The organism is Kitasatospora purpeofusca (assembly GCF_034043715.1).
GTDB lineage: Bacteria > Actinomycetota > Actinomycetes > Streptomycetales > Streptomycetaceae > Kitasatospora > Kitasatospora purpeofusca_A.
In genome coordinates this window covers 41,613-58,416 of sequence record NZ_JAXCLC010000003.1, presented here as the reverse complement: position 1 = coordinate 58,416, position 16,804 = coordinate 41,613, and the positions used below count along the sequence as shown (strand labels likewise).

At 75.0% G+C, this 16,804-nt stretch carries 15 protein-coding genes; 4 read left to right on the top strand and 11 right to left on the bottom strand.

Annotated elements, in window-relative coordinates; all coding sequences use genetic code 11:
* Positions 1–74: 74 nt before the first annotated feature.
* Positions 75–818: an endonuclease V gene (locus SM793_RS02370; RefSeq protein WP_320436286.1), complete on the bottom strand. Its 744-nt coding sequence runs from the start codon at positions 816–818 to the stop codon at positions 75–77.
* Between the two features lie 218 nt (positions 819–1,036).
* Between SM793_RS02370 and SM793_RS02365 the strand changes: the two genes are divergently transcribed.
* The gene (locus tag SM793_RS02365) at positions 1,037–1,264 is read left to right on the top strand and encodes a hypothetical protein (RefSeq protein WP_320436285.1); all 228 of its coding nucleotides are present in this window, start codon (positions 1,037–1,039) and stop codon (positions 1,262–1,264) included.
* 94 nt (positions 1,265–1,358) lie between these two features.
* Here SM793_RS02365 and SM793_RS02360 read toward each other — a convergent pair whose 3' ends face one another.
* Positions 1,359–2,072: an RDD family protein gene (locus SM793_RS02360; RefSeq protein WP_320436284.1), complete on the bottom strand. Its 714-nt coding sequence runs from the start codon at positions 2,070–2,072 to the stop codon at positions 1,359–1,361.
* 178 nt (positions 2,073–2,250) lie between these two features.
* Entirely contained in the window at positions 2,251–3,639 is a 1,389-nt protein-coding gene (locus SM793_RS02355; RefSeq protein WP_320436283.1) for an RDD family protein, read from the bottom strand.
* Between the two features lie 500 nt (positions 3,640–4,139).
* On the opposite strand from SM793_RS02355, the gene SM793_RS02350 reads away from it, so the two are divergent.
* Positions 4,140–4,556: an SsgA family sporulation/cell division regulator gene (locus tag SM793_RS02350; protein WP_320436282.1), complete on the top strand. Its 417-nt coding sequence runs from the start codon at positions 4,140–4,142 to the stop codon at positions 4,554–4,556.
* A gap of 152 nt (positions 4,557–4,708) precedes the next feature.
* Here the strand turns inward: SM793_RS02350 and SM793_RS02345 are convergent, their stop codons facing one another.
* From SM793_RS02345 to SM793_RS02330, 4 genes are all read right to left on the bottom strand, one after another.
* Entirely contained in the window at positions 4,709–6,109 is a 1,401-nt protein-coding gene (locus SM793_RS02345) for a glycosyltransferase 87 family protein (protein ID WP_320436281.1), read from the bottom strand.
* Between the two features lie 263 nt (positions 6,110–6,372).
* Complete coding sequence (locus SM793_RS02340; RefSeq protein ID WP_320436280.1) at positions 6,373–8,046, bottom strand: cellulose binding domain-containing protein; 1,674 nt, start codon at positions 8,044–8,046, stop codon at positions 6,373–6,375.
* 227 nt (positions 8,047–8,273) lie between these two features.
* Positions 8,274–9,842: a HAMP domain-containing sensor histidine kinase gene (locus tag SM793_RS02335; RefSeq protein WP_320436279.1), complete on the bottom strand. Its 1,569-nt coding sequence runs from the start codon at positions 9,840–9,842 to the stop codon at positions 8,274–8,276.
* Complete coding sequence (locus SM793_RS02330) at positions 9,839–10,564, bottom strand: response regulator transcription factor (protein WP_320436278.1); 726 nt, start codon at positions 10,562–10,564, stop codon at positions 9,839–9,841. Before SM793_RS02330 ends, SM793_RS02335 begins: the two co-directional genes overlap by 4 nt.
* 177 nt (positions 10,565–10,741) lie before the next feature.
* Between SM793_RS02330 and SM793_RS02325 the strand changes: the two genes are divergently transcribed.
* The gene (locus SM793_RS02325; RefSeq protein ID WP_320436277.1) at positions 10,742–11,311 is read left to right on the top strand and encodes a hypothetical protein; all 570 of its coding nucleotides are present in this window, start codon (positions 10,742–10,744) and stop codon (positions 11,309–11,311) included.
* A 30-nt stretch (positions 11,312–11,341) separates the two neighbouring features.
* Here the strand turns inward: SM793_RS02325 and SM793_RS02320 are convergent, their stop codons facing one another.
* Positions 11,342–11,956, bottom strand: a complete 615-nt coding sequence (locus SM793_RS02320) for a VOC family protein (RefSeq protein WP_320436276.1) — start codon at positions 11,954–11,956, stop codon at positions 11,342–11,344.
* A 385-nt stretch (positions 11,957–12,341) separates the two neighbouring features.
* On the opposite strand from SM793_RS02320, the gene SM793_RS02315 reads away from it, so the two are divergent.
* On the top strand, positions 12,342–12,803 hold the full coding sequence (locus tag SM793_RS02315) for an Lrp/AsnC family transcriptional regulator (protein WP_266271707.1): 462 nt from the start codon (positions 12,342–12,344) through the stop codon (positions 12,801–12,803).
* A gap of 114 nt (positions 12,804–12,917) precedes the next feature.
* Here SM793_RS02315 and SM793_RS02310 read toward each other — a convergent pair whose 3' ends face one another.
* The 3 genes from SM793_RS02310 to SM793_RS02300 form a co-directional block, all read right to left on the bottom strand.
* Complete coding sequence (locus SM793_RS02310; protein WP_320436275.1) at positions 12,918–13,724, bottom strand: S16 family serine protease; 807 nt, start codon at positions 13,722–13,724, stop codon at positions 12,918–12,920.
* A gap of 77 nt (positions 13,725–13,801) precedes the next feature.
* Positions 13,802–14,452 carry an IclR family transcriptional regulator gene (locus SM793_RS02305; RefSeq protein ID WP_030308168.1) on the bottom strand — a complete coding sequence of 217 codons (651 nt, stop codon included), beginning with the start codon at positions 14,450–14,452 and terminating at the stop codon, positions 13,802–13,804.
* Between the two features lie 464 nt (positions 14,453–14,916).
* Positions 14,917–16,749 carry a DEAD/DEAH box helicase gene (locus SM793_RS02300; protein ID WP_320436398.1) on the bottom strand — a complete coding sequence of 611 codons (1,833 nt, stop codon included), beginning with the start codon at positions 16,747–16,749 and terminating at the stop codon, positions 14,917–14,919.
* Positions 16,750–16,804 lie beyond the last annotated feature (55 nt).

Below are 16,804 nucleotides of genomic sequence, written 5' to 3'. Positions count from 1 at the left end.
TCCGGCCGGTGTGTCGTTCACGGTTCTGGTGATCCGGTCATGTCTAACACAAGACCCGGGCCCCTGGCGTGCCGTCAGTTCACGTCCGAGGCAGAACCGTTGACAGTGATGGCGGTGAGGGCGGTGAGGGCGCGGCGGCAGAGCGAGTCGGCGTGCCGGGTGGTTTCGGGGAGGCGGTAGTGGGGGGTGAGGGCGAGGGTGGTCTCGACCGCCTCGGTGAGGCCGATGCGGTGTCCGACGGAGACGAAGACGGGTTTGACGCCGGCCCGGGTGCGGACGGCGCTGCCGACCTCCTCTCCGGTGACCGGATCGGTGAGCGGGGTCCGGTCGCCGCGCTCGGGGCCGGGGGGCAGGTGGTCGAAGGTGAACGGGGTCTTGGCGACGCCGAGGGTGCGCAGGCCCGTGAGGACGCCGAGGTGGCTGGCGAGGCCGAGGCGGCGGGGGTGGGCGAGGCCGTAGCCGTCGCAGACCACGGTGCCGGGGCGGTGGGTGAGGGCGTCGAGGGCGTCGAGGACGGCGGGGATCTCGCGGAAGGCGAGCAGGCCGGGGATGTAGGGGAAGGCGATGCGTCCGGTGGCGGTGGCTTCTTCGACGACGGCGAGGGTGGCGCGGTCGAGCACCACGGCGGCCGCGACGACGAGGTCCCGTTCGTCGTCGTAGGCGACGTCGACGCCGGCGATCAGCCGGTCGTCGCCGGCCGGAACGGAGGAGGCCGCGACGGTGCCGATCTCCCCGGTCGGTTCGACGAGCGGGCGCAGGCGTTCCTGTTCGGCGAGCGCCTCGGCCTCGGTACTGGGCCAGTCGGCGGGGATGGGCACGGCGGTTCCCCCTGGTGCGTGGTGCGGCGGTGCGGTCGGACCCACGGTACCGAGCGGGGCGGACGGGCTCGGGGGCGGTTCCGTGAGCCCGTGCGCCCCCCGTGCTTCGGGCGCGCCGGGCTAGCCTGGACGGAATGCCGCGGACGACCGCCGGGGGCGCCCGGCATCCGGCCCGGCAGCGGCCCGCTCGTTCCCCCCGACGCGCGAAGGACTCCGCCATGTCGCACCGCCCGACCACCGCGCAGTTCGCTCTCGGTGTCTTCACCGTGGTCGCCGCCACGGTCGCCCTGCTGGCCGCCACCGGTGTCTCGGGTGTCCTGGGGGTCGCCGCGGTGGTGCTCTTCGCGCTCGCGCTGGGCACCTTGGTGACGCTGCTCGCGGCGCCGGCCCCGCACGCGGCCGACCGGCGCGCGGAGCACCGCACACCGGTCGGCGGGCACGAGTAGGAGGCCGCTCCGGCCGGTCCGGACCACTCGGGCAGGCCCTGGTCACTCGGGCAGGCCCTGGTCACTCAGGCGGGCTCGGGCCACTCGGGCAGGCTCAGGCGGTGGAGACCACCACGGTCCGCGCGGCCTTGTCGTGGATGCACTGCCGGTACGGCTTGTCGAACACGCCGAACAGGCCGTCGATCAGCCACCAGAGGACGGCGCAGCAGAGCACGGCGGGCAGGATGAAGACCGCCGCCCTGGTCCAGGCGGCCGACTGGGTCGGGGTGTTGCCGTCGACCAGCATGGCGACCCGGACCTTCATGGCCTTCTTGCCGAGGGTCTGACCGTCCCGGCCGAGCATCACTCCGTCGTAGACGAGGTAGAGCCCGCAGGCGAGCCAGAACGAGCCGGCCGAGCCGGAGCGGTCGGTGAGGCTGGCGAAGGGCAGGACCAGGAGCACGGCGACGGCCTGGACCAGCACGTAGTCGATCAGTCGGGCGACGATCCGGTTGGGCCAGGTGCCGAGCGGGGGCATCCCGGGGACGGGGCCGCCGCCGGGCGTGCCGTATCCGGCGGGGCCCTGGCCGGGCGGCGGCCGGTCGTAGGGCGACTGGCCGTAGGGGCCCTGGCCGCCGGGGGTTCCGCCGTAGGTGCCGCCGTACGCGCCGGGGCCGCCCGCTCCGGGGCCACCGGGGGGTGGCGGGGTGCCGTACGGGTCCGACGGCGCACCTTCCGGAGTGCTGCCGCCCTGCTGCGGGGGCTGCTTGCCGAAGGAGGGCTTGCCGCCCCCCTCCGGCTCGGGGCCTGAGGGGTCGTGGGTGCTCATTCCCCGAGTAGAACATCGCGCATTATGTGAGTTCGGGATATTCAGTCCGTTTTGTCGGCCGAGGCCCCGGAGCGGAGGACGGGCGGGCAGGGCGGACGGCGGGACAGGGCGGGGCGGGGCGCGACAGGGCGGGGCGGGACAGCCCGGGGCAACGGGGCGGCGCGCGACAGGGCAGGGATCAGAGCCGGACGACCCGGGTGCGGGCCGCCCGGTCGTGCCAGCCGCGCCGGGCCGGGCGGTCGAACAGCGGCCAGAGCAGGCCGACCACCAGCAGCGCCGTCACCTGCCCGACCAGCCAGCGGACCACAGAACGCCCGAGCCTGGGACGGCCCGGGGCGGCGGCCGAGCCCGCCCGGGCCGTGGCGACCACCCGGATCCGGGCGAGCCGTTTGCCGAAGGTCTGGCCGGTGCGGGCGGTCGGCAGGGCCTCGTAGAGCAGGCCGACGAAGAGCAGGATGCCGAGCAGGACGGCGACCTTGCCGAGCACCGTGCCGTCCACCAGCCAGACGTCCACCTGACGGCGGGTGAGCCTGCTGGCCATCCGGGCCTGGTCGAGCTTGCGCTGGAGGTGGGCCTCGACGGAGCGGCCGAGCGGGACCCCGGCGGCGACGGCGACCACGGCCAGGACGGCGGTGTCGACCAGCCTGGCGACGAGCCGTCGGCCGAGGCCGGCAGGGCGGGGGTCCGGTGCCGCACCGGTGCGACGGCGGCGGGCGGTGGACGACGCCCGGGCTGACGCCGTGGCAGCGGCGGTGGCCGCGGGGGCGGGACGGCGGGCGGGAACGGTGGCGGCCGGAGGCGGCTCGACGGCCTCCACCACGTCCACCACTGCCTCCGGCTCCGCTTCCGGTTCCGGTCGCGGCGGGGGCTCCACGACGGCGGACGGCGCCGGGGCCGAGACCCTCGGTACCGGGACGGAACGCGGCTCGTCCGGGCCGGGGGCAGCGGGCGAAGCCGACCCGGCGAGCGGTGTGACGAGCGGTGCGGGCGCCTCGGCGGACACGGCGCCGGGCGCCTCGCCGGACGGCTCCTCCGCCCCGGGGAGCACTCCCCAGGACACCCACCGCGGCGCGCTCCCCGTCTCCATCAGACCGCGCTGCGCCCGGGGGTCCGCCTGCCAGCCCGCCGACTCCGGTGCCGGGTGGGCCGGCGCCTCCGGTTCGGGGTCGGGCGCCGGTCCCGCGGCCCCGTCGACCGGCGCCGGCTCCCCGCCCCGGCGGAACACCGGGCCGTTGCCCGGGGCCGCGAAGGTGAACGAAGCCCCGCCCGCCGTCCGGTCCAGGTACACCGGCAGCGACACCGGCACCGCCACCGGCTCGGCGGCCACGGGCGGCGGCACGTACCGGGCCCCGGCACCGGCGCCCGCGGCGGCGGCGGGTCGGCGGGTCGCGTACCGGGGCGGTTCCAGCACCTGGCCCTCGGCCGGGGCGGCCCTGCTGGTGCCGGGCACCCAGGCCGAGCCGCCCCAGTAGCGGACGAAACCGGGAACGGACGGGTCGGGGTAGTAGCCCGGCTCGGGGCCGACGGCCGTCTCCGTACTGCCGCCGGCGTGGGGCCGGTCCGTCATGGGGGTCTCTTTCCTGGCAGGCCGATGCGGCTCGCCCGGCGAGCGGGATGTGCGCGACGGTGGCACGGGCGACCCGGATGGCTCCGCCGTCGGCGCGCGCGAGGGGGGTGCCGCCGAGGAGGCGGACAGTCGCCGGGCAGTCACAAAGCGTAGTACCTCGGCGGGGGCGCGGTGCGAAGTTACCCATTCGGGGGACAGTCCGGGGCCGCCCACGGTAAGGAAGACGGCGCACATGCCCGACCGTGCGCCCACCTTCTCCCGTTCACCACTCCGTACACCCCTCGGCAACGGATCCGTCATGGGCCCCCGAGGAGTCCGTAACCGACATCCGCCCACACACCTGCCCCGATGTCCGCCCAGGCAGCCGCCCAGGCGCCCGCCGGGGAGTCCCCGGGCCGAAGAAATTTCGGAAACCCGTGTAAGAGCGCTCCCGGGCCGCGCTCTCCCAGGTGACAGGGCCCGACACCGGGCACGAACCGCAGGCAGAGAGGAACCCGATCATGGAGCGCCCGACGAGCGTGGTCGAGCACGAGCTGGAGCTCAACCTGGTGCTCTCCCCCGAGCACAGCGTCCCCGTCCCCGCCCGGCTGTCCTACGGCAGCCACGACCCGTACGCCGTGCACATGACCTTCCACCTGGACACCGGCTCGCCGGTCACCTGGGTGTTCGCCCGCGAGCTGCTGGTGGAGGGCACCTTCCGGCCCTGCGGCCAGGGCGATGTGCGGATCTGGCCGACCAGGTCGGGGCGGCGCAGCGTGCTCTGCCTGGCGCTCAGCTCCCCGGCCGGGGACGCGCTGCTGGAGGCGCCGCTGCCGGTGGTGGCCGCCTGGCTGGAGCGGGCGCACCGGCTGGTGCCGCCGGGCAGCGAGATGGCCGCCCTGGACATGGACGGCTCGCTGGCCGAGCTGCTCGCGTGAGGCGTCGCGTCCCGGTCCGCCGAGCGAATCGGCCGGACCGGCGGGACCGCGCCGGCAGCCGTCCGGTCCTCCCCGGCACCCGTCCGATCCTCCCCGGCAGCCGTCCGACGCTCACCGCCGGCCGTCCGGCCCTCCCCCGCGACCGGGCCGAGTCAGCGGGCCGCGGGGGCCTGCTGACGCTCGCGCGCGGTCTCCGACGAACCGCCGTCGCGCTGACCGGGCAGCGCGGTCGGCGCCACGCCGGCCGCGAGTCGCCGGGCCCGTACGCGTAGCGCGGCGGCCAGCAGGAAGCAGATCCCGACGAGCGGGTAGACCGAGGTCGGGATCTGGTGGAGCGGGGACAGCTCCAGCACCAGCGCGCCCTTCGGCTTGGCGAGCCACATCGCGAACGACAGGAAGGCGATCAGCGTGGCCCCGAAGGCGAGCCGCCAGCGCAGCTTGCGGACGGCGGCCGGGCGGGCCCGTTCGACCGCTGCCTCGCAGGCGAGCAGCACCAGCACGGGCACGCACCAGACCCAGTGGTGGGTCCAGCTGATCGGCGAGATCAGGACGGCGGTGACGGCGGCGCAGCAGACGCCCCACGCCTCGGAGCGCGCCAGCCGGCGCGAGCTGCGGGCCGCCCAGGTGGCGACGCCGAGGCCGGCCACCGCGACGGCGACGGCCGCCAGGGTCCCGGCGAAGCCCGGGGTGGAGGTGTGCAGCAGCCGGGCGACGGCGCCGCTGAGCGCCTGGTTGTCGACGATCTCGGTCTTGCCGACCCGGGAGGAGTCGTAGAGGTACTTGGTCCAGAAGCCCCAGGTGGCGTCGGGCAGGACCAGCGCGCCGAGCAGGAAGGTGCCGAGGAAGGTCGCGCCGGCCACGAACGCGGCCCGGACCCGGCCGGTGAGCAGCAGGTAGACCGCGAACAGGCCGGGGGTGAGCTTGATGCCGGCGGCGATGCCGATCGCGACGCCCTTGCTGCGCTTCCCGTCGGGCCGGGTGAGGTCCCAGAGGATGAGGCAGGCCAGGGCGAGGTTGATCTGGCCGTAGCGCAGCGTGGTGTAGACGGGTTCCAGCCAGACGCCGGCGCCGGTGACCAGGATCACGCCGATCGCGCGGAGGTCCCGGCGCGGCCAGCCGACCAGCTTGAACGACAGGTGGGCGAACAGCGCGAGCAAGCCGAGGTTGCAGAGCGTGACCGCGACCCGCAGGAACGGCACCGGGAACCAGGTCGTCGGCACGAACAGCATCGCGGCGAACGGCGGGTAGGTGGCCGGCAGGTCCCACTGGGTGACGCGCAGACCGTAGAGGTCCCCGCCGTTGACGACGGCGGCGCCCTCGGCCCGGTAGACGATCATGTCGACCATCGAAGTGTGCGCAAAGTGCCGCACCACCGCGTAGCCGAGCAGGGAGACCAGCGCGAGCACGGAGACGATCAGCAGCGGACGGCGCGGGGCCTCGCGCAGGGCGCGGACGGGCGCGCCGAGGGCTGTGCGCAGCCGGTCCGACAGGGGGGCGGGCGTCAGGTCGGGTGGGGTGTCCACCGCGCCGCGCTCGTCTTGCACCGCTGTCACTTCTCGCTCCGTCCGCCGATCGGCCAACCAGCGACGATACCGGATGCCCGGCGGACGGGCCGGATCCATCATTATCACGGAGAGTGACGATCGGGGGATTGGAACCGGCCGGCCGTGCCCCGTTGCGGTCGGGGCACGGACGGCCGGAGTCGGTGCGGCGGACGGATCCGCCGGGTGCCGCCCGAACTCGGCGGACCCTGTCAGGCCCCGGCAGGCACTGGCGGCCGGGTCAGCCGGTGGCCGTCACCGGCCCGGCGGGCCGGTCAGCCGGTGTAGGCGCCCAGGGCCCGGGTGAAGTCCAGCGGCTGCTGGACGATCGAGCTGCAGCTCGCGTCCGCGTACGCCTTGGCGCCGCCCTCGCAGGCCTTGTCCCGGGTGCCGGACCACATCGCCAGCCAGGCCAGGTGCTTGCTCCTGGCGAACTCGGCGAGCTGCTTGGCGTCGGCGACGGTGAAGACCTCGCTGGCCACGTCGTTGACGCCGATCATCGGGGTGACCGCGACCCGGCGCCAGGCGGCGGCGTCGTCCAGGCCGAGCACGCTCTTCACCTGCGCCTGGGTGGCGGTGGCCGCGGCGATGGCGTAGGTGCCCATCCGGCCCTGCGGGTCGGGGGCGAGCCCGTCGCCGTAGTCCATCGCCATGATGTTGACCGCCCCGATCGTCACACCGTTGTTCTTGGCGTCGGCGACCAGGTTGACGCCCTCCTGGGTCAGTCCGGAGGGGAGCGCGGGGAGGGTGAAGGAGACGTCCAGGGCCTTGCCCTTGGCGGCGGCGTTCTTCTGCAGCTGGGCGACGGCCTGGGCGCGACGGGCGTTGGCCGCGGTGTCGGCGATCGCGCCGCCCTCGACGTCGAAGTCGAGCCGGGTGAGGCCGAAGGCGTCGACGGTCCGCTGGTAGACGGCGGTCAGGTCGGCGACGGAGGAGCAGGCGAGGGCGAGCTCGCTGCCGTTGGCGCCGCCGAAGGAGACCCGGACATCCCCGCCGATCGCCCGCAGGGCGCCGATCCGGGCGGCCACCGCGTCGTCGGCGAGGTCGGTCACGCCGCCCCACTTCGGGGTGCAGCCGCCGCCGGAGACGACGAAGGCCAGGGTGAAGTCCTTGACCCCGGTGGCCTTGGCGGTGGCGACCAGGTCGTACGGCGGGTAGAGCGAGGTGTCGACGTAGGGCGCGAAGCGGCCGCCGCCGGCGGGGGCGCCGGTCGCGGTGGCGGTGGGCGCCGGGCTCGTGGGCACCGGGGTGGTGGGCGCGGCGGTGGCGGTCGTGGTGGCCGTCGGGGACGGAGTCGTCGGCGTGGACGGAGTGGTCGGCCGGACGGTTCCGGTGCCGGTCGGGCTCGGCGCCCCGCTGGTGGGCCGGGCGGTCCCGGTGGCGGTGGCCGGGGCGGAGGCCGTCGCGGTCGCGGTCACCGGGACGGAGGCGGACGGCGAGGCCGTCGCGGTACCGGTCGGGCGGCCGGACGGGGTGGGCGCGGTGCCGTCCCCGGCCTTGCAGGAGGTCTTGTTGATCAGGCAGTTGCCCGGCTCGGCCTGGGCCGCGCCGGCGCCCTGGGCGACGTAGCCGACCAGGACGCTCCGCCCGGGCTCCAGCCGCTTGCTCCACGACTCGGGCCGGACGGTGATGTGCCCGCCCTCGGCGGTGAAGGTGGCGTTCCAGAGCGAGTCGATCTTCGCGCCGGCGGGCAGGTCGAAGGTGAGCGTCCAGTCCTCGATCGCGTGGTCCGCCGGGTTGGTGACCAGGTACTGGCCGGTGTAGCCGGAGTCCCAGCCGCTGGTGCGGGTGTAGACGGCGCCGAGCGGGGCGGCACTGGCCGAGGAGGCGAGGACGACGACACCGCCGGCGACCAGGGCGGCGGCGACCGCCGAGGCGCCGATCACCGCGCCCCTGCGGCTGCGCCGACGGCGGCCTCCGGGGCGGCGGTGGGGCTGCTGGGTCGTCATGGGGCGTACCTCCGGGGCGGGCGGACGCGCGGTCGGGGGGTGACCGGCGCGGCCGACGCTAGCGGGGCCGAATGGCCGGAATCCGCCTGCTGAGCCAGGGGTAGACCTCCCTTACGGCTCGCTTAAGAAACGCGCTCACGAAACGCCCCGGGAGCGAGGTCCGCCGGCCCGCCCGCGGCCCGGACCGGCGCCGAAACCTTTCTTCAACCGCTCCACGGTGCTGCCCCTCATCGGCGCGCGAACAGCGATCCCCGGCCACGGCGCCGACCTGCCCGGGTCGGTGCGGCGCCGTCCGGCCTGGACCGCAGCCGCAGCCGGATCTCGGCGCCGCCCAGCACCGCCGACCGGCCGAGCGCGAGGTCCCCGCCGGTGGCCTCGGCGAGCTTGCGGACGATGTCCAGCCCGAGCCCGGTCGAGCCCTCGCCGCCGTGGCCCTCGCCCCGCTTCAGGGCGGCCTCCGGATCGGTGAAGCCCGGGCCCGCGTCCCCGACCAGCACGATCACCGAACTCCCGGTGGCCAGCACGTCCACCGAGAAGGCGGTGCCGACCCCGGTGTGCCGGAAGACGTTGCCGAGCAGCACGTCCACGGCGGCGGCCAGGTCCCCGCGCTGGACCGGGACCGGCGTCTCGCGGTCCGCGCCGGCCAGCTGCCAGCGGCGGCCCTCGTCCTCGGCGAGCGCCGACCAGAAGCCGACCCGCTCACGGATCACCTCGGCCGCGTCGCAGCCGACCGTGACGGCGGGCGCGTCCTCGGGTGCCCGGCGGGCCGAGCGGATGATCTGGTCGACCTCGCGCTCCAGCTGCGCCACCGCGTGCCGGGTGGCGTCGGCCGCGTCGCCCTCGCCCAGCGAGGCCGCGTTGAGCCGCAGCACGGTCAGCGGGGTGCGCAGCCGGTGCGACAGGTCGGCGGCCAACTCCCGCTCGGCGGCCAGCAGCTGGACGACCCGGTCGGCCATGGCGTTGAACGCGTGGGCGGCCTCCCGCAGCTCCTCCGGACTGCCGGCGGCCTGCTTGCCTTCCACCGGCACCCGGACGGCGAGGTCGCCCGCGCCGAGCGAACGGGCCGCGGCGGCGAGCCGGCGGGCCGAGCCGACGATCCGGGCGCCCATCCGGTCGGCGACCAGCACCGAGACGGCGACCAGGCCGAGCGCGACCCCGGAGAGCACCTGCCAGGCGGTGGCGACGCCCCGGGTGAGGTCGCCGTCGGCCACGAACACCTCGACCACGGCGGTCCGGACGGTGTCCACCGCGACCGGCTGGAGCAGCGCGTAGCCGCCCGGGACCTCGACGGTGAACGAGCGTCCCTGGCCCCCGGCGCTGGCCACATCGGCGGCCAGCGCCCGGACTTCGCCGATGGTCGTGCCGGCGGCCGGTCCCGACCCCGCGGCGGCGGCCGCCTCCGTCCCGTCCGAGACCTTCCCCGCCGGGGCCGCCCCACCGGGGGCCGTCCCACCGGGCGCCGAGGCCGCCACCCCGCCCGCCGCACCGCCCGGTCCCGACAGCGCGCCCGCACCGGCCCCAGCGGCCTCGGCCGGCGGCAGGTGCACCGCCATCCGCCCCTGCGCACCGGCGTCCGTCGAGGCCACCGCCCGGGCGATGGCGTCCTGGTCGGTGGTGATGGCCAGGGCCGGGCCGAGCGCCGCCGCCTGCCGCTCCGCGGCCGTGAACGCCCGGTCCCTGGCGGTCTGCTGGACCATCAGGCCGAGCGGGATGAGGAAGGCCAGCGCGACCATCGTGGTACCGGCCACGGCGGCCTTGATCAGGGCCCAGCGCAGCGAGTGCCGCAACCGCCTCATGTCCGGCGCTCCACCGGGGCGGGGCCGGGCCCGGCGGGGGGCCCGGACTCCTCCAACCGGACCCCGACCCCGCGCACGGTGTGCAGATAGCGCGGGCTGGACGCCGTCTCCCCGAGCTTGCGGCGCAACCAGGAGAGGTGCACGTCGATCGTCTGGTCACCGCCGTAGGTCTGCCGCCAGACCTCGGCCAGGATCTCCTTGCGGGACACCACCACGCCCGGGCGGGCGGCGAGGAAGGCCAGCAGGTCGAACTCACGCCGGGTCAGGTCCAGTGCCCGCCCGTCCAGCGCGGCCTCCCGGCGCTGGAGGTCGATCGCCAGCCCGCCGACCCGGAGCACCTGGCTGACCGGGACCGCGCCGCCGCCGAGCCGGCGCAGCACGGCGGCCATCCGGGCGCTGAGGTGCTCCCCGGAGAAAGGTTTCACCAGGTAGTCGTCGGCGCCGTCGTTGAGCAGCCGGACGATCTCGGCCTCGTCGTCGCGGGCGGTGGAGATGATGACCGGGACGTTGGTCAGACCGCGGATCATCTTGAGCGCCTCGCTGCCGTCCAGATCCGGCAGTCCGAGGTCCAGGATCACCAGGTCGCAGCCGACCTGGGCGACCTCGCGCAGCGCCTCCAGTGCCGTGCCCACGCTGCGGACCGCGTGGCCGGTGTCGGACAGGTGGCGGATGAGGGCGGATCGTACGAAGGGGTCGTCCTCGACCACGAGCACTGTTGCCATGGGGCTGCACGGTACGGCATCCGCCTCGAATGGTCTGTACCTCGGGGTCGCCCCGGGCAGCGCTTCGTGAACCTTCGGGAAGCGCTGCCCGGGGCGTCCGGGGTTTGTGCAAGTCCCCTGTGGAAGTCCGGGGGTGCCGACCTGCTGGGAGCGGTGATGGGGCAGGATGTGCGCACTATGCGGAACGGACTGGTACAGCTCGGCGCCTGGGCGGCGGCCACCGGGGCGGCGGTGGCGCTGTCCTGGTTCGGCGTGCACACCGTGCTGACCGGTGCCGCGTTCGAACGGCCCACCGCGCTGCCGCTGCCCTCACCGGCGTCGGCCGGCGGCGCGAGACCCGTGCCGACCCCGTCGGCGGAACCCACGCAATCGGCCGGCCGGCCGGATCCGGCCGCGCCGCCGTCCACCGCCCCGGCGTCGGCCGCCCCGCCGCGGTCCGGTTCGCCGGCCGCCGCCGCGCCACCCGCGGCCCCGTCGACCGCCGCCGCCGTGTCGCACCGCCCGGCGCCGGCCACGAGTACGACGTCCTCCGTCCGCAGCTACCTCGTCCCGGGCGGCAAGGTCGCCCTGGACCTCCGGCCCGACCGGGCCTCACTGGTCACGGCCGCCCCGGACCCCGGCTGGCAGATGCAGGTCTGGGACGGCCCGCAGTGGATCCGGGTGGACTTCACCAGGGACAACCAGGCCAACTCGGTGTTCGTCTACTGGAACGGGCACCCGCCGGTGGTCGACACCGTCACCCGCTGAGCCGGTCCGGCCCGCGCTCCCGGCGCTCCGTCACCACCGCTCGCAGGGCACGTAGCCCGGCAGGTAGGGCCCCCGGTAGCGGGACCGGTCGACCAGGGTGTGCCTGGTCCCGCCGGGCACCCCGATCGCGGCGAGCACCACCGTGCCGTACGCGTCCCGCACCTCGTACGGCTCGGCGAGCGAGGCCGCGCCCCGGTCGACGGCGTAGTCGTAGGCGTAGCAGACGTCCGGCACCGCGACCGAGAGGTCGATCACGCCGTCACCCTGCCGGGCCAGGTGGCCGGCCAGCTCCCGGCCGCGCGGGCCGATCACCTGGACCAGCGAGGTCAGCACGAAGCGGGTGCCGGGCGCCTGCAGTACATAGGAGACGATCTCGGGTTCTCCGGTCTCGGGCCCGGCGTACGCGGTACAGCGCAGGCCGAGCGCGACCGCGTACCGGTGGGCCGCCCGCTCGGCGTCGCCGACCACGAAGACCACCGCGTCGGCGCGGCCCATCGGGAGGAGTCCGGGTTCGTCCGGCCCGGCGGCGCCGAAGTCGGCGCCGAGGTCGGCGGTGAGATCAGCGGTGAGGTCAGCGGTGAGGTCAGCGGTGAGCAGCGCGGGTTCGGCGGTGAGCAGCGCGGATTCGGCGGCGGTGTCGGTCATGTCAGCCCTCCCGGTGGGGTACGGGACCACGGTTCCGCTCGCGGACCGGTGGGGGCCGGCACACGGGGTTGTGGCTGGAGGGTGGCGCCGGGGCGACCTCCGCGCAACTGTTCCGTTTCCTCCTGGTCAAGCTGTGCTCCGGGGCGGGAGAATCGGCCGCACCGCTGTACACAATGACCACCCGAGGACGGAGCCCGCGATGCCCCCCGCCCACACCCCCAGCCCGACGGGCGCGCCCGGATCGCCCAACTCGCCCACCGGGCAAGGGTATTCCGGCACCGCCCCGGCCACTTCGGGGGCCGCGACCGGAACCGCGACCGGAGCCCCGGCCGGAACCGGCGCCGGGGTCGCCGCCGGGGCGGTCGCGGGGAGCACCAACGACGCCATCGACACCCTGGACGGCCGGCTGATCCGCCTGCTCGCCGAGGAGCCCCGGATCGGCGTCCTGGAGTGCTCGCGACGGCTCCAGGTGGCGCGCGGCACGGTGCAGGCCCGGCTGGACCGGCTCCAGGCGCGCGGGGTGATCGGCGGCTTCGGCCCGGAGGTGGACCCGGCGGCGCTCGGCTACCCGGTGACGGCCTTCGCGACCCTGGAGATCTCCCAGGGGCAGGGCGCGGACGTCCGCGCGCACCTGGCGGCGGTGCCGGAGGTGCTGGAGCTGCACACCATCACCGGGCACGGCGACATGATGGTGCGGATCGTGGCCCGGTCGAACGCCGATCTGCAGCGGGTGATCGACCGGGTGGTGGGCTTCGACGGGATCGTCCGCTCCTCGACCGCGATCGCGCTGGAGAACCCGGTGCCCTACCGGATCCTGCCGCTGGTCGACCAGGCAGCAGCCGAGTAGCCCGCCGCCCCGACCACCCGTCCGCTCAGCGGCCCGGTAGCCCGACGGCCCGAGCAACCCGACGACCCGAGCACCGGCGGCCCAGTAGTCCCAGCGACTCAGCAGCCCAGCGGCTCAGCAGCCCGGAACGGCGCCACCCGTCCGCAGCGCCTCCAGCGCGGAGACGGCCTCCCCGAGCGTGCCGACCGGCACCAGCCGGAGCCCCGCCGGGAGGTTGACCTTGGCGTCCGAGCACTCGTCCCTGGGCACCAGGAAGACGGTCGCGCCGTCCCGCGCCGCCGCCTGGGTCTTGAGCGGCACACCGCCGACCGGGCCGACCACGCCCTGGTCGTCGATGGTCCCGGTGCCGGCGACGGTCAGCCCGCCGGTGAGGTCGCCGCCCTTGCCGTCGCCGCGGAGCTTGTCGACGATGCCGAGCGCGAGCATCTGCCCGGCACTGGGACCGCCGATGTCACCGAGGTCGACCTTGACCTTCACCTGCGCGGGCGACAGCTGGAGGTAGCCGAGCGCGGCCGTGGTGGCCGCGTCCTGGGACTCGGCCATCTGCTGCGCGGTGACCTCGTTGGCCTTGGCCGGGTCGCCCTGCGGGTAGACGGTCTCGCTGGGCCGGACGGCCTCGTCCTCGTCGAACCAGGCCTGCAGCGAGCGCCACAGCGTGGTCCGCACCCCGGGGTTGGTCGCCGAGATGGTCACCATCCGCAGCTGCCCCTCGGTGGCGCGGACCGGCGCGCCGGTGACGGTGAGCACCGGGCGGCCCTGGTAACTGCCGAGGGTGTCCGCGGTCACGCCGGGGAAGGTCAGCGTGTAGGGCAGCGGGACGAAGGCGGCCACCCCGAACAGCGCGGCGACCGTCGCGCCGCAGAGCGCGAGGGCCCGGGTCCGGGGGGAGGTCAGGGCCGTGGGCAGCTTGGTGTCGGACACAGAGGCATCCAAACACACCGGGGCCGTCCGACGGGCACGCACACGGCCACCCGAACGGCCCACCCGGACCGGGGCGGTCAGCGCAACGCGTCGGCGACCTCGGTGGCCGCCTCCACCACCCGGGGGCCGACCCGCTCCGGGACCAGCCCGTTCAGCATCACGACGCCGACGCTGCCCTCGATGCCGCTCAGTCCGAGCAGCGCCGCGGCGGCGCCGGACGCGCCGGACTGCTCCTCCGCCCGGGTGATGACGAAGCCCTGCTCCGGCCGGCGCTGGCTGGGGAAGGTCCGGGCCTCCAGGATCGCCCGGCCCGCCGCGCTCTCCCCGAGCGGGTGGCGCAGCCCGGTCCGGTAGGCGACGTGGAAGTCGGTCCAGCTGGGTTCGACGACGGCCACCGCGAGCGCCTCGTTGCCGTCCACCAGGGTCAGATGGGCGGTGGCCCCCAGGTCCTCGGCGAGGCTGCGCAGCGCGGGCAGCGCCGCCTCGCGCAGCAGCGGGTGGACCCGGTGGGCGAGCCGGAGCACGCCCAGGCCCACCCGGGCCCGGCCGCCGATGTCCCGGCGGACCAGCCCGTGCTGTTCCAGGGTGGCCAGCAGCCGGTAGACGACGGTCCGGTTGACGGCGAGGCGGGCCGCCAGTTCGGTCACGGTGAGTCCGCGTTCCGAGTCGGCGAGGAGTTTGAGGACCCGGACACCACGGTCCAGGGTCTGGGAGGTCTCTGCAGTCACGACGCGCAATTCCTTTCCGCGGCGGTCGCGGATCGGCTGGCCGGTCCGGGACTCGGTGGTCGCGCGCAGGGGGGTGGCCGCGCCAGGGCCGCGGTGTGTCGTCCTTGACGTCCTGGGGCCCTGCGGCGCCCGTCCCACGGGGGTTGCCCGGCGGGAGAGAGCGTGGGGGAAAGGTAGTGAAGGAAATGCGGCGGCGGAAGTGTTTGTCCAAAATTCGGTCAAGATCAATTCCGCCCGGCCGGACAGAAGCGGACGAACAACCGCATTCCGCCCGGCCTGACCGGGCACAAGTTCGAGCACAGTCCGAAGTCCGGACAGATACCCGGAACCGGAGGGCGCGGACGAGCGACCCGGAACGGCCCCCGGAGCACCCCGGAACGCCGACCTGGCGACCTCCCCGTCAGCCCCGTCAGCCCCCGTCAGCCCCCGTCAGCCCCAACGAATCCAGCGGCCCCGGCGGATCGTTACTTCGCCCACTCCCGGATCTTGGCGATCCGCGCCCGCAGCTGATTCGCGGTGGCCTGCGCGGTCAGCGGACCGCCGCACTGCCGGCGCAGCTCGTTGTGGACCGTGCCGTGCGGCTGGTTGGTGCGGTGGTGCCAGGCGGCCACCAGCGCGTTCAGCTCCTTGCGCAGCTCCCGCAGCTCCTGGTGGGTCACGACCGGCCGCTGCTCGGCCGGCAGCTCCAGCAGGTCGGCCTCCTCGGCCGGCTTGCCCTTGCTCCGCTGGATCTGTCGGTGCTGGCGCTTCTGCAGAAGCATCTGCACCTGGTCCGGCTCCAGCAGGCCCGGGATGCCGAGGTAGTCCTCCTCCTCCTCGCTGCCCGGGTGCGCCTGCATCCCGAACTCCATGGCGTTGTAGAGCACCCGGTCGAAGACCGCCTCGGAGCCCAGCGCCTCGTAGGAGAACTCGTCCCCGCCCGCGCCGTCCGGGCCGTCGTTGGCCCGCTCGGCCTCGGCGAGCAGCCGGTCCTCCTCGTCGAAGAGGCCCTCGCCCTCCTTCTTCGGCCGGTCCAGCACATGGTCCCGCTGGAGCTCCATCTCATTGGCGAAGCCCAGCAGCATCGGGACGGTCGGCAGGAAGACGGAGGCGGTCTCGCCGCGCTTGCGGGCGCGCACGAAGCGGCCGACGGCCTGGGCGAAGAACAGCGGGGTGGAGATCGAGGTGGCGTAGACGCCGACGCACAGCCGGGGCACGTCGACGCCCTCGGACACCATGCGGACCGCGACCATCCAGCGCGAGGTCCCGGCCGCGTAGTCGGAGATCCGCTGCGAGGCCTCGGTCTCGTCGGAGAGCACCAGGGTGACCTTCTCGCCGCTGATCTCGCGCAGCATCTTGGCGTAGGCGCGGGCCACGTTCTGGTCGGTGGCGATCACCAGGCCGCCGGCGTCCGGGATGGCCTTGCGGACCTCGGTGAGCCGGCGGTCGGCGGCCTGCAGTACGGAGGGGATCCACTCGCCCTGCGGGGAGAGCGCGGTGCGCCAGGCCTGGGCGATGAGGTCCTTGGTCATCGGCTCCCCGAGCCGGGCCTCCAGCTCGTCGCCGGACTTGGTGCGCCAGCGCATGTTGCCGCTGTAGGAGAGGAAGATCACCGGACGGACGACGTGGTCGGCGAGCGCGTGCCCGTAGCCGTAGGTGTAGTCGGCGACCGACTTGCGGATGCCGTCGCCCCCGGCCTCGTACTGGACGAACGGGATCGGGTTGGTGTCCGAGCGGAACGGCGTCCCGGTCAGCGCGAGGCGCCGGGAGGCCGGCTCGAAGGCTTCGAAGCAGGCCTCGCCCCAGGACTTCGAGTCACCGGCGTGGTGGATCTCGTCCATGATGACCAGCGTCTTGCGGGCCTCGGTGCGGTTGCGGTGCAGCATCGGGTTCACGCCGACGCCCGCGTAGGTGACCACGATGCCGTGGTACTCCCGGGAGAGCGGCCCGGAGGAGTACCCCGGGTCCAGCTTGATGCCTATCCGGGCGGCGGCCTCGGCCCACTGCTTCTTCAGGTGCTCGGTCGGCGCGACCACGGTGATCTGCTGCACCAGGTGGTTGTGGAGCAGGTACGAGGCCAGGGTCAGCGCGAACGTGGTCTTACCGGCGCCCGGGGTCGCGACGGCGAGGAAGTCGCGCGGCTGCTTCTCGATGTACTTGTCCAGCGCGCCCTGCTGCCAGGCCCGGAGCTTGCCCGCGGTACCCCAGGGGGCACGGCCGGGGAAGGCCGGGGACAGCTGGTGCGAGGAGGTCGGCGCGGCCTGGCCGACGGCCCGGACGGGCGCGTGCGACTCGTTCGCGTCGGAGAAGAGCGGCATCGGGGCGGCGGCAGTACTCACGGTCTCCGAGGGGGGATCATCGCAGGTCAGAGGC